The sequence below is a fragment of the Streptomyces sp. NPDC088553 genome (assembly GCF_044752965.1).
Lineage (GTDB): Bacteria > Actinomycetota > Actinomycetes > Streptomycetales > Streptomycetaceae > Streptomyces.
The window spans coordinates 703,260-716,912 of sequence record NZ_JBIVMG010000005.1 but is presented as its reverse complement, the minus strand read 5'-3'; the positions used below and the strand labels follow the sequence as shown (position 1 = coordinate 716,912).

The 13,653-nt window shown below is 71.8% G+C and carries 14 protein-coding genes; 6 read left to right on the top strand and 8 right to left on the bottom strand.

Translation table 11 applies throughout. The annotated features are described in order from the left end of the window. Window positions 1-26 precede the first annotated feature (26 nt). The gene (locus ACIP8Z_RS20160) at window positions 27-1,298 is read right to left on the bottom strand and encodes an Ig-like domain-containing protein (RefSeq protein WP_402085123.1); all 1,272 of its coding nucleotides are present in this window, start codon (window positions 1,296-1,298) and stop codon (window positions 27-29) included. Window positions 1,299-1,515: 217 nt separating this feature from the next. Then, window positions 1,516-1,857 (bottom strand): hypothetical protein, encoded by a 342-nt coding sequence (locus ACIP8Z_RS20155; protein ID WP_319310334.1) that lies wholly within the window; start codon window positions 1,855-1,857, stop codon window positions 1,516-1,518. Between the two features lie 111 nt (window positions 1,858-1,968). Between ACIP8Z_RS20155 and ACIP8Z_RS20150 the strand changes: the two genes are divergently transcribed. Next, window positions 1,969-2,238: a hypothetical protein gene (locus ACIP8Z_RS20150; RefSeq protein WP_383871284.1), complete on the top strand. Its 270-nt coding sequence runs from the start codon at window positions 1,969-1,971 to the stop codon at window positions 2,236-2,238. A 98-nt stretch (window positions 2,239-2,336) separates the two neighbouring features. On the opposite strand, the gene hutH is transcribed toward ACIP8Z_RS20150, so the two are convergent. Then, window positions 2,337-3,878 carry a histidine ammonia-lyase gene (gene hutH, locus ACIP8Z_RS20145; RefSeq protein WP_402085334.1) on the bottom strand — a complete coding sequence of 514 codons (1,542 nt, stop codon included), beginning with the start codon at window positions 3,876-3,878 and terminating at the stop codon, window positions 2,337-2,339. A gap of 239 nt (window positions 3,879-4,117) precedes the next feature. Between hutH and ACIP8Z_RS20140 the strand changes: the two genes are divergently transcribed. Then, window positions 4,118-5,143: a hypothetical protein gene (locus ACIP8Z_RS20140; RefSeq protein ID WP_402085120.1), complete on the top strand. Its 1,026-nt coding sequence runs from the start codon at window positions 4,118-4,120 to the stop codon at window positions 5,141-5,143. A 1-nt stretch (window position 5,144) separates the two neighbouring features. On the opposite strand, the gene ACIP8Z_RS20135 is transcribed toward ACIP8Z_RS20140, so the two are convergent. Then, window positions 5,145-5,276: a DUF397 domain-containing protein gene (locus ACIP8Z_RS20135; protein WP_402085117.1), complete on the bottom strand. Its 132-nt coding sequence runs from the start codon at window positions 5,274-5,276 to the stop codon at window positions 5,145-5,147. Window positions 5,277-5,279: 3 nt separating this feature from the next. On the opposite strand from ACIP8Z_RS20135, the gene ACIP8Z_RS20130 reads away from it, so the two are divergent. Beyond that, complete coding sequence (locus tag ACIP8Z_RS20130) at window positions 5,280-5,531, top strand: hypothetical protein (protein WP_402085115.1); 252 nt, start codon at window positions 5,280-5,282, stop codon at window positions 5,529-5,531. A gap of 141 nt (window positions 5,532-5,672) precedes the next feature. After that, window positions 5,673-6,455, top strand: a complete 783-nt coding sequence (locus ACIP8Z_RS20125) for a hypothetical protein (protein ID WP_402085113.1) — start codon at window positions 5,673-5,675, stop codon at window positions 6,453-6,455. Between the two features lie 867 nt (window positions 6,456-7,322). Here the strand turns inward: ACIP8Z_RS20125 and ACIP8Z_RS20120 are convergent. The 4 genes from ACIP8Z_RS20120 to ACIP8Z_RS20105 form a co-directional block, all read right to left on the bottom strand. After that, window positions 7,323-8,465, bottom strand: a complete 1,143-nt coding sequence (locus ACIP8Z_RS20120; RefSeq protein WP_402085111.1) for a diguanylate cyclase domain-containing protein — start codon at window positions 8,463-8,465, stop codon at window positions 7,323-7,325. 80 nt (window positions 8,466-8,545) lie between these two features. Further along, window positions 8,546-9,340: an enoyl-CoA hydratase/isomerase family protein gene (locus tag ACIP8Z_RS20115; protein WP_402085109.1), complete on the bottom strand. Its 795-nt coding sequence runs from the start codon at window positions 9,338-9,340 to the stop codon at window positions 8,546-8,548. Window positions 9,341-9,400: 60 nt separating this feature from the next. After that, the gene (locus tag ACIP8Z_RS20110; RefSeq protein ID WP_402085106.1) at window positions 9,401-10,543 is read right to left on the bottom strand and encodes an adenylate/guanylate cyclase domain-containing protein; all 1,143 of its coding nucleotides are present in this window, start codon (window positions 10,541-10,543) and stop codon (window positions 9,401-9,403) included. A 220-nt stretch (window positions 10,544-10,763) separates the two neighbouring features. Further along, entirely contained in the window at window positions 10,764-11,609 is an 846-nt protein-coding gene (locus ACIP8Z_RS20105) for a biotin--[acetyl-CoA-carboxylase] ligase (RefSeq protein WP_402085103.1), read from the bottom strand. A gap of 134 nt (window positions 11,610-11,743) precedes the next feature. On the opposite strand from ACIP8Z_RS20105, the gene ACIP8Z_RS20100 reads away from it, so the two are divergent. Both ACIP8Z_RS20100 and ACIP8Z_RS20095 read left to right on the top strand, forming a co-directional pair. Beyond that, window positions 11,744-13,336 carry an acyl-CoA carboxylase subunit beta gene (locus tag ACIP8Z_RS20100; protein WP_402085101.1) on the top strand — a complete coding sequence of 531 codons (1,593 nt, stop codon included), beginning with the start codon at window positions 11,744-11,746 and terminating at the stop codon, window positions 13,334-13,336. A 33-nt stretch (window positions 13,337-13,369) separates the two neighbouring features. Next, window positions 13,370-13,582: an acyl-CoA carboxylase subunit epsilon gene (locus tag ACIP8Z_RS20095; RefSeq protein ID WP_150266697.1), complete on the top strand. Its 213-nt coding sequence runs from the start codon at window positions 13,370-13,372 to the stop codon at window positions 13,580-13,582. The last annotated feature ends 71 nt before the right edge of the window (window positions 13,583-13,653 follow it).

Below are 13,653 nucleotides of genomic sequence, written 5' to 3'. Positions count from 1 at the left end.
TCTCATGTACGCGCGCGTCGGGGGGATCAGGCGGCGGAGCCGGCCTTCCAGTCCGCCCAGCTCATGTTCCAGCCGTTGAGGCCGTTGCTGGGGGCGATCGTCTTGTCCTTGGAGTTCTTGACGATCACGACGTCGCCGACGATCGAGTGGTCGTACAGCCAGGCGGCCTGCTGGTTCGGGTCGCCGGCGCCCTTGACGTCGTTCAGGCCGACGCAGCCGTGGCTGGTGTTGGCCGAGCCGAAGATCGAGTCCGGGCCCCAGTAGTTGCCGTGGATGAACGTGCCCGACGTGGACAGGCGCATGGCGTGCGGCACGTCCTTGATGTCGTACTCGCCCTTGCCGTCGTCGTCGGTGAAGCCGACGGTCGCGCCGTTCATCCGGGTCTCCTTGAACTTCTCGGAGATCACCATCTGACCGTTGTAGGTCGGGTTCTCCGGGGAGCCGGCGGAGATCGGGATGGTCTTGATCGTCTTGCCGTCCTGGGTGACCGTCATGGTCTTGGTGGCGACGTCGACGGTGGAGACCTGGTTGCGGCCGATCTTGAAGGTGACGGTCTTCTGCTGGACGCCGAAGACGCCTTCGGCGCCCTCGACGCCGTCGAGGTCGAGCTTGAGGGTGACGGTCGAGCCCTCGGTCCAGTAGTCGTCCGGACGGAAGTCGAGGCGCGTGCCGTCGAACCAGTGCCCGACGACCTCCTGGCCGCTGCTGGAGGTGACCGTGATGCCGCTCTGGACGGCCTTCTTGTCGGTGATCGCCTTGTTGAAGTTGATCGAGACCGGCATGCCGACGCCGACGGTCGAGCCGTCCTCCGGCGTGAAGTTGCCGATGAAGCTGTTGGCCTTGGAGACCGTGGTGAACGAGGAGTTCTCGTGCGCCTCCAGGCCCTCCGCGTCCGTGGCCGTGGCGGCGATCTTGTAGACCGTGGCGCGTTCGAGCTGGCCGGTCGGCTTCCAGCTCAGGCCGTCGGCGGCTATCTCGCCCTCGACGGCCTTGCCCTCGGCGGAGGTCATGACGACCTCGGTGAGCTTGCCCTCGGTGACGGAGACCTTGGCGTCCTTGTTGATGGAGGCGTTCTGCGCGCCGTTCTTCGGCGAGATCGTGATCTTCGCCTTGGAGGTCTTCTGCGCGGCCGCCTCGTCGACCTGGGCCTGTGACTGCGGCGTCGCGGAACCGGATGCGCCCGCGCCCTTGTCCTCGTCGCTGCACGCCGAGAGCACCAGCACACCGCTGAGCACGGCGGCCGCGGCGGCCAGGCTCCTGCGGCGGCGCTTGCCGTCCGTCATCACACGCTTCTCCATCGTCGCCGATCCCCTGCCAACTTCTTGATAAGAACGCCCATGACACCCCGTCCGGTTCCTGAAGCGGAGCGTTTGTGGGGAACACCACTGATCGACACGCTCGTACGGTCCCGTCCGGTTCCCGCCGCCGCAGTGGCCCCCGTCACCGGGCGCGCCCCGGCGCACCGCAGGCCCCGGGACGGCGTCCCGGGGCCTGCGAACAGGGCGGATACCAGTCCTACGACCGGTCGTCGTCGTCTTCCTCCGCCCCATCTTCCTCGCCGAGGTCCCACTCCAGCGCATCGGGGTCGTACTCGATCTCCTCACTGCTCCAGGAGGCCTGGACCATCTCGATGCCGGGGACGTCGCGGATCAGGTCGAACGGCTCGACGAGGTACGCGAGGGCCTCGGCGCTGTCCTCGTGCGCGGCGGCGCGGGCGGGCACCCGCTCCTCCTCGGGCATGAACTCGTCGGCGTCGATCCGGGCCTCGGCCGCCGCGGCCAGCTCGGCCGGTCCGTCGATCTCCAGGACCACATCGACCCGAAGGCGTACATAGCGCGGTGTCTCAGAAGTACTCATGGGTCGGAGCGTAGGCGCCCCGGGGCTCCCGGCTTTCCCACGACCCGCTGTGTTCATTAGCATCGGCGCACCGACCAATTCACGGTTTCCTCAAGGGGGATCGAAATTTCCGTGTCCGCCGCCCGACGCCCACTGCTGACCGCGACCGCCGCGGGCTCGCTGCTGTGCGCCCTGTGGTTCGTACCGTCAGCCAACGCCACCGACGAGCAGGGCGGGGTACGGATCGGGGTGACCCAGGACGCCCCCGCCGCGGACGACGGGCGTCTGGCGGAGACCGGCGGCCGGGACACCACGCCGTATCTGATCGGCGGGACGGGTTTCCTGGGGGTCGGGGCGGGATTCGTGGCGCTGGCGATGCGGCGCCGCGACCGGACGTCCTGAGCGGCCGTTTCCTCAGACGCGTGAGGCAGACGCGTGAGGCAGACGCGTGAGGCCCGCCCCGGAGGATCCGGGGCGGGCCCTTCGCGCTCTGTTCGCGCTTACGCCAGCGGGCCGGTGACCGGCTCCACCGCGGCGACCAGCTTCCCTTCGCGCACGAAGGTGTCGGCGGCCGCGAGGTCGGGGGCGAGGAACCGGTCCGGGCCGGGTCCCTGGACGCCGGCCGCGCGCAGCGCCTCGATGGCGGCGGCGGAGGCGGGCGCCGGGGACAGACCGTGGCGGAGCTCGATGCCGCGGGTGGCGGCGTACAGCTCGACGGCGATGATCCGGTTGAGGTTGCCGATCGCGGTGCGCAGCTTGCGGGCGGCGGACCAGCCCATGGAGACGTGGTCCTCCTGCATCGCCGAGGACGGGATGGAGTCGGCGGAGGCCGGGACGGCGAGCCGCTTCATCTCGCTGACCAGGGCGGCCTGCGTGTACTGGGCGATCATCAGGCCCGAGTCGACGCCGGCGTCGTCGGCGAGGAAGGGCGGCAGGCCGTGCGAGCGGTTCTTGTCGAGGAGCCGGTCGGTGCGGCGCTCGGCGATGGAGCCGAGGTCGGCGGCGGCGATGGCGAGGAAGTCGAGGACGTACGCGACGGGGGCGCCGTGGAAGTTGCCGTTGGAGCGGACCTGGCCGTCGGCGAGCACCACCGGGTTGTCGACGGCGGCGGCGAGCTCGCGCTCGGCGACGAGCAGGGCGTGGGCCATGGTGTCGCGGCCGGCGCCGGCGACCTGCGGGGCGCAGCGGACCGAGTAGGCGTCCTGGACGCGGGGGGCCTCGCCGCTCTGGAAGTGGCCGGTGAGCTCGGAGCCCTTGAGCACGGCCAGCATGTTGGCGGCGGAGGCCGTCTGGCCGGGGTGCGGGCGGATGGCGTGCAGCTCGGGTTCGAGGACCTTCTCGGTGCCGAGGAGGGCCTCGAGGGAGAGCGCGGCGGTGATGTCGGCCGACTTGTAGAGGGTGTCGAGGTCGGCGAGGGCCATGATCAGCATGCCGAGCATGCCGTCGGTGCCGTTGAGGAGGGCGAGGCCCTCCTTCTCCTTGAGCTCGACGGGGGTGATGCCGTGGGCGGCGAGCAGCTCGCCGGCGGGCCGGAGCTCACCGTCGGGGCCCTCGGCGTCGCCCTCGCCCATGAGCGCGAGGGCGCAGTGGGAGAGCGGGGCGAGGTCGCCGGAGCAGCCGAGGGAGCCGTACTCGTGCACGACCGGGGTGATGCCGGCGTTGAGGACGTCGGCCATGGTCTGGGCGACCTCGGGGCGGACGCCGGTGTGGCCTGAGGCGACGGTCTTGAGCCGCAGGAACATCAGGGCGCGGACGACCTCGCGCTCGACGCGCGGGCCCATGCCGGCGGCGTGCGAGCGGACGATGTTGCGCTGGAGCTGGGCGCGGAGCTCATGGCCGATGTGCCGGGTGGCGAGCGCGCCGAAGCCGGTGGAGACCCCGTAGACGGGCTCGGGCTTGGCGGCGAGCGCGTCGACGATGTTGCGGGCGGCGGCCAGGGCCTCCACGGCCTCGGGCGACAGCTCGACGCGGGCGCCGTGGCGGGCGACGTCGATGACGTCCTGCGGGGTCGTGCCGGACGTGCCGAGGACGACTGTCTGCATATCCATATTCAGCACCCTACGGATTGAAGACCAACCTGTCACTAGGTGAGGGGTCACCGGCTCGACAGGGGACGGCCCCTTACTGGACCGCGAGCGCCGGACCACCGGACCGCGGTCGCAGGACCGGTGATCACCGGCGGGGTCCCAGTCTGCCGCCCAGGGGCGCCGACGGCGCAGGAAGCGGCGCCGGAGGGACGCCGCGGAGGGGCCGGAGAGGGGCGGTGCCTAGAGTCGCCTCCATGACGAGAACCACGCCGCCGCGTCCGCTCGACGTCGAGGCGCTCTTCCCGGAACTGGCCTCCCACCGGGGCACGACCACCCGCCTGCATCCGCGACCGGGGCGGCCGGGCGTGTCGGAGAGCTCGGTCGGCGGGCCGATGCTGTGGCCCGCGGACGAACCGTGGCCGGTGTGCACGGAGGTCCACGGACGCGGGCGCGGGCGGCGGCCCGGCGACATCCGCCGCGCGCGCGAGGTCAGGGCCGCCGCGTACGCGCGGGAGCCGTACGAGGGCCTGACGGAAGAGGAACTGCGGCTCGTCGAGGAGCTGGAGCGAGCGCACCGGGTGCCGGGGGCGGGCGAGGACGATCCACTGCCGATGATCGGCCTGGCGCAGCTGTACGCGCGCGACGTCCCGGACCTTCCGGCGGGGCCGGACGGCGCCGACCTGCTCCAGGTCTTCTGGTGCCCGTTCGACGCCCACCGCCCCACCGGCTCCGGGATGTTGCTCCACGTGCGCTGGCGGAGGGCGTCGGAGGTGGCCGACGTACTGGCGTCGCCGCCGGAGCCGGAGGTCGTCGGTTACCAGGGATACGTCCCCGAGCCCTGCGTGCTGCACCCGGAGCAGGTGGTCACGTACCCCTTCGCGGGGCTGCTGCCCGAGGAGCTGTGCGCACGGATCGACGCATGGGAGGAGGCGCTGGAGGAGGAGGCGGAGGAGCGGGAGGACGAGGACGACCCGGTGGCCTACCAGTACGACCTGTCGATCCCGCCGGGCTGGCGGGCCGGCGGGTACGCGTCCTGGCACAAGACGGACCCGTACCCGATGGACTGCACGACCTGCGCGACGCCCATGGCCCTGCTGCTGACGGTCGACACGTCCGAGTGGGACGGCGGCACGGGAAGTTGGACGCCCCTGGAGGAGCGGGGCCTCCACCCCAGCTCGGCGGCCCTGCCGACCGGGGTCGTCGTCGGCAACCACGGCGAACTGAACGTCTTCGCGTGCCCCGCCGACCCGGGACACCCGGCGCGGTGGAGCGTGCAGTAGCTCAGACGGCGTGGGTCCGCGCGAAGGCGGTGAAGGCGGCCCAGGCGGCGGGGGCGGCGGTGAGCTCGCCCTTGGCGTGGTCCTTGGTGTCGCGGACGCGGACCCGGGAGAGGTTGTCGGCACGACGGACCACGCCGTGAGGTACCGCGTCGGGGACGTCGTGACCGACGCGCAGCGCGCGCTCACCGGGCAGGTGCGGTCCGTGCACGGGAATCTGCTGACACTGGTCCGCCCCAGTGGCTACCTCTGGGAGGCGGCGACGGACGAGTGCTGGACGGCGAGCCCCCAGGAAAGCGCGAGCCTGACCCCGCGCGGAGCCGTCCGCGTCATCAGCACGTCGGCACCGGCGCGCAGCGACGGCTCGGAGGCCCTCACCGCCGACCCGTAGTCGAGTCACCCATACGGGCGATCTTCACTCTGCGTGTCGGTGCGGGCATATGCCCGTGCGGTAAGTTCGCAGCAAATCGGCCCCCGTTGATGGCGGGAACCATCGACGAGGGCCTGAACCACTAGTGGACTGGACTCCACCGTGATCTACCGCAACTTTATCGCGCCCTCTCGCGCCTTCAGCCAGTTCTCGCACGAGATCATCCGGCACCCGCGCCTCGACTCCCACGCGGCGCGCCTCCTCACCTGGCAACTCTCCCTCCCCACGCATGCGCGGGAAACCCTGTCGGAGACCGCCAAACGCGCCCGGATCGGGGCGACTTCCTTCACCACCGCCAAGCGCCAGCTCAAGGCCGAGGGGTACGTGCACGAGCGGCGCACGCAGGTGAGCGGCGGACTGTGGGTCACTCAACAGCTCGTCTCCAGCGCCCCGTTACGCCCCGAGGAGGCGGCCAAGATCTTCGCCGGGATGCCCGCCCACAGCGGGGTCGAGCGGGTGTACGCGCAGGTGGCACCGGGTAGCCCGGTCCCGGCCGTCGGTCATCCGGAGACCCGGTCGACCGACGGTCATCCAGAGAAAGACCGCAGGGCAAACACCTCCGACCTTCCGCCGGGGGCCGCCGATTCGGGGCGAGGACCGGGGGACGACGAACACGTCCTGCACGGTCTGCCGGGCGCGGGGACGCCCGTGCAGCGACCCGGCGGGCTCGTGCGGTACCTGCTGCGCGAGGTACCACCTCGCGCCCTCCCCCGCCCCGAACCGTCCCCACCCCGGTCAGGCTCTCGCCTCTCGTCGCGCCTCGAAGGCGCGCGGGAGTGCGCGAGCGGCGCGCACACCCAGCCCATGCTCTTCCGGCCGGTCGCCGACGAGGTGCTCTGCTCCGAGTGCCTCGGGTTGGCCTCTCAGGGTGGGCCGGGTGTGTGAGTGTCGGGTGGGACCGCCCTCTTTCCGAGAGTCGCTCCTTCCGGTGGCGCGTCAAGGGCGCTCCTTCGTCGCGTCGGCTTCGCCGATTCCGCTGCGCTCCACCCTTGACCCACCACCTCCAGGAGCGAAAACACTCTCGGAGGGCGGTCCAGGGGGCGGGGTCCACGCCGGGCTTCGGGCAGTGGCCACCCGCCGCTTGCGGGTGCCGGTCGGTGGGTGGGGGCTGGGTGTATGGCGAGGGTGGGCGGGCTTCTGCGGGTGATTGGGGGTGCGCGGTCGTTGAATGGGGCAGTCGGGCTCCGGCTCAGCGGCGGACGGTGGTCCGGGGTGGGGCTTCAGGCCCCGCTGGTCACCCCCGGCGGGTGGGAAGCGTGGTAACTGCGCACTACTCCGAGTAACACGGGCCGACTTTAGACCTATTAGCGGCGAATCGCTCTTATCGGGCGATGAAAGTGCAGGAAACTCGCGCCGACCGCTCCTCACCACCCACCGGGAGTGACCGGCGGGGCCTGAATCCCAGCCAACCGGCTATCGCGACCCGCTAAGCCCAGCCGGGCCGCCCCATTCAACAACCGCGCACCCCCAACCCACCCGGACAAGCCCACCCCACCCCCGCCACAAACCAAGCCCCCGCCCAGCGGCCGACGGCCGCACACGACGCCCGGCCACTACCCGGCATCCGCGCGGCCCCGGCCCTCGGCCGCCCTCCGAGTGTGAAAAGGCGGCCTCCGCCGCCGCGTCAAGGGTGGGCGCAGCCCATCGCGCAGCGACGCCGAAGGCGCCCTTGACGCGGCGGCGGAGGACGCCACACTCGGAAAGAGGGCGGCCGCACCAGAAGCCCACCCGAAACCCCCGCCCCCAGACACCTCACCCCCGCCCCTCCGGCGCCGGCGGATCCACCGGCGGCGCATCCCTGAACCTCCGCCGGTCCCGGGCTCCCGGAGGCGCGTCCGCCAGGCGGACGACCGTCCCGTCGCGGCCCGCCACCACCGGCTTCGACGACCGGGCCGCCTTCGCCTGGTACTGGGCCGCGTCCGCGAGGCGGAAGAGGCGGCGGGCCGACCTGAGCGGGCCGATCGGATCACCCGTGGACGCCACCCCGCAGGCCACGCCCTCGCCGAGCTCCAGCTCCGCCGCCCGTACGCAGAGCTCCTCCGCCACCGCCACCACCTCGTCCGCCGTCGGGCCGACCGTCAGCAGGCAGAACTCGTCGCCGCCGAGGCGCGCCGCCAAGGCGCCCGGGAGCATGGCTCCGCAGCGCGACAGGACGGATCCGAAGCGTTCGAGCAGCCGGTCGCCGACCGCGTGTCCGTGGGTGTCGTTGACCCGCTTGAGGCCGTTCAGGTCGCAGACCATCAGGCTGACCACGGAGCCGTCCACCCGGTAGCGCTCGATCGCCTCGTCCAGGCGGGTGTCCACGGCCCGCCGGTTGGCCAGTCCCGTCAGGGGGTCGGTGAACGCGAGCTTGCGGACCTCCTCCAGGCGTTCGGCCTGCGCGATGCCCGCCGCGACGACCGCCGCCAGCACGGTGGCGAAGTCGGCGTCGGCGCGGGTGAAAGGTTTCTCCTCCGGTGGGCGGGCCACGTACAGCTCGCCCCACGCGCGCCCGTGCAGCACGATCGGGGCGACCACGCAGCAGCCGCGCCCCCGCCGCCGCAGGCCGGCCACCCGGCCGGTCGGGACCGGGTCCTCGGCGGTCTCCACCCAGGCGTCCGGCTCGCCGCCGCCCGCCCACTGCTCGTGCAGGAACTCGGTGATCTCGGGGAACTGGTGCACGGGATACGTCTCCGAGTCCGGGAACTCCTCCTCGCCCACGGCCCGCTCCCCCGCGTTCACGAGGACCTTGAGGCGTCCGTGGTCCCGCTGCCAGACGGAGAGGGCGGCGAAGGTGCCGTCGAGCCCGTCACAGGATCCGAGCGCCGCCGCCCGCCAGAACTCGCGTGGAGTGTGCGCCGCCGCCATCCCCTGCGCCAGCGCCACTACGGCCCGCAGCCGTCCGTCCTCACCCATTCATCCAGCTTAGGGAGGTTTGACATCTTTTCACCTTCGAGACGTCACCGTAAGTGACATTTGGTGCAAAACAGTAAAACTCACTCGCCCGGCCAGTTCGGCTTCCGCTTCTCGTTGAAGGCCGCCACGCCCTCCGCCCGATCCCCCGAGAACGCCACCGAACGCCAGGCCGCGTCCTCGACCTCCAGGCCCGCCCGCAGGTCCAGGCCCTGACCCAGCCGCATCGCCTTCTTCGCGGCCCGCAGCCCGACCGGCGAGTTCGCCGCGATCCGGCCCGCGAGCTCCAGGGCCGCCGTCCGCGCGTCCTCCTCCAGGAGGTCGACCAGGCCCAGCTGACGGGCCTCCGCGGCCTCCACCCGGCGGGCCGTGAAGACCAGCTCGGCGGCGCGCGCCGCGCCCACCCGGCGCGGCAGCAGCTGCGTACCGCCGCCGCCCGGGATGACACCCACGGACACCTCGGGGAGACCGACCACGGCGGTCGCGTCGGCCACGATCACGTCGCAGGCGAGCGCCAGCTCGAAGCCGCCTCCGAGGGCGAAGCCGTGCACGGCGGCGACGGTCGGCATGGGCAGCTCCAGGACGCCGGTGTAGGCGGCGCGGGCGGTCGGCCGCTGGCGGACCAGCTCGGCGTCGGTGAAGGAGTTCCGCTCCTTGAGGTCGGCGCCGACGCAGAAGGCGCGGTCGTTCGAGGAGGTCAGCACCGTGACGCGGACCGAGGGGTCGGCGGCGAGCGCGTCGCAGGCGGCGCCGAGGGAGCGGGCCATCTCGGAGGAGACGGCGTTCATCGCCTTGGGCCGGTCGAGGACCAGCTCGGCGACGTGCCCGTTCTCGTCCTTCCGGACCACCACGAACTCACCGAAGCGCTGCTCGGACATGACCGCACCCTCCCGATTCAGAGCCCGTTAACGGCTGTTAACAGGCGTTCACGGGAGATCCTAGGTCGGGCGGCGGGTCAGGAGCCAGGGTTCGACGACGCCGAGGCCGCGGACGGGCCGCTGCCACATCGGCTGGAGCGCGAAGCGGTACGTGGCGGCCTGGCGGCCCTCCTTCTCCGCGCGGGCGGCCTCCTCGGCGGCCTCCGTCTCCGAGACGGGCGCCTCGCCGGTCCTGGACAGCTCCTCCGCGAGCGCGCCGTCGACGAGGACGGCGTCCTTCGGCGCTATCGAGGTGAGCCGGCTCGCCAGGTTCACGGTCGTGCCGAAGACGTCGCCCATCCTGGTCGTCACCGTGCCGAAGGCGATGCCGACCCGCAGCGCGGGCATCGTCTCGTCGTGGCTGAGGGTCTCGATCAGGCGCAGCGCGATCTCGGCGGCCGTACCGGCGTCGTCCGCCGCGTACAGCACCTCGTCGCCGAGGGTCTTGATGAGCCGGCCGCCGTGCGCGGCGACCAGGTCGGCGCAGGTCGTCTCGAAGGCCTCGACCAGCTCGCCGAGCTCCTCCTCCTCCAGCCGGCGGGTCAGCCGGGTGAAGCCGACCAGGTCCGCGAAGCCGACGGCGAGCCGCCGGTCGACCATCTCCTCGTCGTCGGCGGCCTGCACGAGCACCCGGCCGGTGGCGGCGGCGAGCTGCCGTCGCCAGACGTAGATGAGGAACTCCTCCAGTTCGGGCAGGAGCAGCTCGACCAGCGGATACGTGACCTCGGTGCGGGTCATGCCGGGCTCGGGCGGCTCGGTGAGGCCCTCCAGGAAGGAGTCGATCTGCCACTCGGCGAGCCGGGCGGTGGTCTGTCCGGTGGAACGGGCGACCTGCACGGCCATCGGCTCGCTGAGCAGTCCGGCCTCGACGAGACCGGCGAGGCGGCGCAGCGCGAGGACGTCGGCCTCGGTGAGCGCCTTGGCCTGGCCGATGTCGGCGAAGCCCATGGCGCGCCAGAAACGGGAGGCGAGCTCCATGGAGACGCCGGCCGTGCGGGCGGCCTGGAAGGGGGTGTAGCGACGTTCCGCGCCGAGGATGAGCTGTTCGAGGCGGATGGCGAGCGGATCGTCGCTCGGCTCGGCCGTGTGGTCGACCTCGTGATGGGGGGTGGGGTACGTGGGAGGCTCGGGCGCGCCGCCCTCGTTCTCGTCGTCGACGGTCACCGGCCGCCTCCTGCCCGTTCCCTGCCCACTTGCCCTGCCGATCTGTCGCCCTGGATCGCGGTCCACGATACGACAGCTGTGGCTTGGCTCACGCCTTAACGGCTGCCGCCCGTGTTCCTGGGCCTGTCGTGCGGGCCCTCCGGTCGTGCGGGCCCCCTTGGGCGCGGGGCCCTCAGGGTGGCCGGACGGGAGGGCGCCGCGCCCGTGTGGGGTGTGCCGTCTACGTCCGCAGGTGGACGATGTCGCCCGCTCCGACCGCTTCCGTGCCGCCGCCCTCCGTGGCCACGACCAGGCGGCCGTCGCCGTCCAGGGCCACCGCTTCGCCCTCCAGCATCCGCTCGCCCGGCAGCTCGGCCCTGACGCGGCGGCCCAGGGTCGCGCAGCCGGCCGCGTAGGCCGCCTGGAGGCCGGATTCGGCGGGGTCGCCGTCGGCCCGTACCCAGACGCCGTACCAGTCGTCGAGGGAGCGCAGGACGGCCCGCAGGAGGGTGTCGCGGTCGGTGGAGACCGCGCCCGCGAGGAGCAGCGAACCGGCCGCCGGGACGGGGAGTTCGTCCTCACCGAGGGTGACGTTGATGCCGAGTCCGACGACGATGGCGTCCGCGCCGGCCCGCTCGGCGAGGATGCCGCCGGTCTTGCGCTCCTCGCCTCCGACGGAAACCAGCAGGTCGTTGGGCCACTTGAGGGACATGTCGACGCCGGCGGCCTTCGCGAGGCCGGTCGCCGCGGCGACGCCGGTGAGCAGCGGGAGCCAGCCCCAGCGGTGGACCGGCACTTCCGGCTTGAGGAGGACGGAGAGGAAGAGCCCGGAGCGGGCGGGGGCCGACCAGCTGCGGTCGAGGCGGCCGCGGCCTGAGGTCTGTTCCTCGGCGACGAGCACGGCGCCCTCGGGCAGCTCGTCGGCGCGGGCGGTGAGGTCGCTGTTGGTGGATCCGGTGCTCGTGACCACGTCGAGCGAGGTCCACAGGCCGTCGGGAAGGACGAGGGCGCGGCGCAGCGCGGGGGCGTTCAGTGGGGGCCGGTCGAGGTCGGACCAGGGTCCGCCGGAGCCTTGGGAGGACGTCATGCAAGCCAGACTAGGTGTGGCAAAGACCGCAGTGCCGAACCGTATCGGCGTCGATACGCTACGGCTCAGTAGCTGAGCAGTAGCCCATTCGTAGTCAACGAACCCCCCGTGACCAGGCAGGGAGCCGCATCCCGATGTCCGAGCCGGCAGAGCAGTACGAGATTGACATTCACACGACCGCAGGCAAGATCGCGGACCTCAAGCGCCGTATCGACGAGGCCACCCATGCCGGCTCGGAGCGTGCGGTGGAGAAGCAGCACGCGAAGGGCAAGCTGACCGCGCGCGAACGGATCGGTCTGCTGCTCGACGAGGGATCGTTCGTCGAGCTGGACGAGCTGGCCCGGCACCGGTCGACCAACTTCGGTCTGGAGAAGAACCGTCCGTACGGAGACGGTGTCGTCACCGGCTACGGCACGGTCGACGGGCGCCCGGTGGCGGTGTTCTCGCAGGACTTCACGGTCTTCGGCGGGGCGCTCGGCGAGACGTACGGCCAGAAGATCATCAAGGTGATGGACTTCGCGCTGAAGACGGGCTGCCCCGTCATCGGCATCAACGACTCCGGCGGCGCCCGTATCCAGGAGGGTGTGAGCGCGCTCGGGATGTACGGCGAGATCTTCCGCCGCAACACCCACGCGTCCGGGGTGATCCCGCAGATCTCGCTGGTCGTCGGCCCGTGCGCGGGCGGCGCGGTGTACTCGCCCGCGATCACCGACTTCACGGTGATGGTGGACCAGACCTCGCACATGTTCATCACGGGCCCCGACGTCATCAAGACGGTGACCGGTGAGGACGTGGGCTTCGAGGAGCTGGGCGGTGCCCGGACGCACAACGCGACCTCGGGCGTGGCGCACCACATGGCGGGGGACGAGAAGGACGCCATCGAGTACGTGAAGTCCCTGCTGTCCTATCTTCCGTCGAACAACCTGTCGGAGCCGCCGACCTTCCCCGAGGTCGCGGAGACCGAGGTGACGGACGAGGACCGGGAGCTGGACACGCTGATCCCGGACTCGGCGAACCAGCCGTACGACATGCACAAGGTCATCGAGCACGTCCTGGACGACGGTGAGTTCCTGGAGACGCAGTCTCTGTTCGCGCCGAACATCCTGACCGGTTTCGGCCGGGTGGAGGGCTTCCCGGTCGGTGTGGTCGCGAACCAGCCGATGCAGTTCGCGGGGTGTCTGGACATCGACGCGTCGGAGAAGGCCGCGCGGTTCGTCCGCACCTGCGACGCGTTCAACATCCCGGTCCTGACCTTCGTGGACGTGCCGGGCTTCCTGCCGGGCGTGGACCAGGAGTACGGCGGCATCATCCGGCGCGGCGCGAAGCTGATCTACGCGTACGCGGAGGCCACGGTCCCGCTGATCACGGTCATCACGCGGAAGGCGTTCGGCGGCGCGTACGACGTCATGGGCTCCAAGCACCTGGGCGCGGACCTGAACCTGGCGTGGCCGACGGCGCAGATCGCGGTCATGGGCGCGCAGGGCGCGGTGAACATCCTGCACCGCAGGACGATCGCCGCCGCCGAGGACCAGGACGCCGAGCGGGCGCGGCTGATGCAGGAGTACGAGGACGCCCTGCTCAACCCGTACACGGCGGCCGAGCGCGGGTACATCGACGGTGTGGTCATGCCGTCGGACACGCGCCCGCAGATCGTGAAGGGGCTGCGTCAGCTGCGGACGAAGCGGGAATCCCTGCCTCCGAAGAAGCACGGCAACATCCCGCTCTAGGCCTCCCCGGACCTGACCCTTCAAGGAGTCGACATGATCAAGGTCGTACGAGGAAACCCGACCCCGGAGGAGTTGGCCGCCGCACTGGCGGTGGTTCAGGCGCGGGCCGCGGCGACGGCGGCGGCGTCCGCCGAGGGCGGCGGCCCGGCGGTGCCGGAGGGCTGGTCGGACCCGTCGCGGATCGCGCGTTCGGTACGTCACCGGCCGGGCCCGCGGGCCTGGGCACGGTCGTACTGGCCGGTGTAGCCGGAGACGGAACGGCGAGAAGGGCCGGACTCCCCCCGTGGGGGTCCGGCCCTTCTCGCGTCCTGCTGGTG

What these genes read in the sequence shown, in the direction of transcription:
- ACIP8Z_RS20095 (WP_150266697.1), top strand. Translation starts at nt 13,370, where the DNA reads ATGATCAAGGTCGTACGAGGAAACCCGACCCCGGAGGAGTTGGCCGCC.
- hutH (WP_402085334.1), bottom strand. Translation starts at nt 3,878, where the DNA reads ATGCAGACAGTCGTCCTCGGCACGTCCGGCACGACCCCGCAGGACGTC.
- ACIP8Z_RS20115 (WP_402085109.1), bottom strand. Translation starts at nt 9,340, where the DNA reads ATGTCCGAGCAGCGCTTCGGTGAGTTCGTGGTGGTCCGGAAGGACGAG.
- ACIP8Z_RS20120 (WP_402085111.1), bottom strand. Translation starts at nt 8,465, where the DNA reads ATGGGTGAGGACGGACGGCTGCGGGCCGTAGTGGCGCTGGCGCAGGGG.
- ACIP8Z_RS20140 (WP_402085120.1), top strand. Translation starts at nt 4,118, where the DNA reads ATGACGAGAACCACGCCGCCGCGTCCGCTCGACGTCGAGGCGCTCTTC.
- ACIP8Z_RS20100 (WP_402085101.1), top strand. Translation starts at nt 11,744, where the DNA reads ATGTCCGAGCCGGCAGAGCAGTACGAGATTGACATTCACACGACCGCA.
- ACIP8Z_RS20160 (WP_402085123.1), bottom strand. Translation starts at nt 1,298, where the DNA reads ATGGAGAAGCGTGTGATGACGGACGGCAAGCGCCGCCGCAGGAGCCTG.
- ACIP8Z_RS20155 (WP_319310334.1), bottom strand. Translation starts at nt 1,857, where the DNA reads ATGAGTACTTCTGAGACACCGCGCTATGTACGCCTTCGGGTCGATGTG.
- ACIP8Z_RS20105 (WP_402085103.1), bottom strand. Translation starts at nt 11,609, where the DNA reads ATGACGTCCTCCCAAGGCTCCGGCGGACCCTGGTCCGACCTCGACCGG.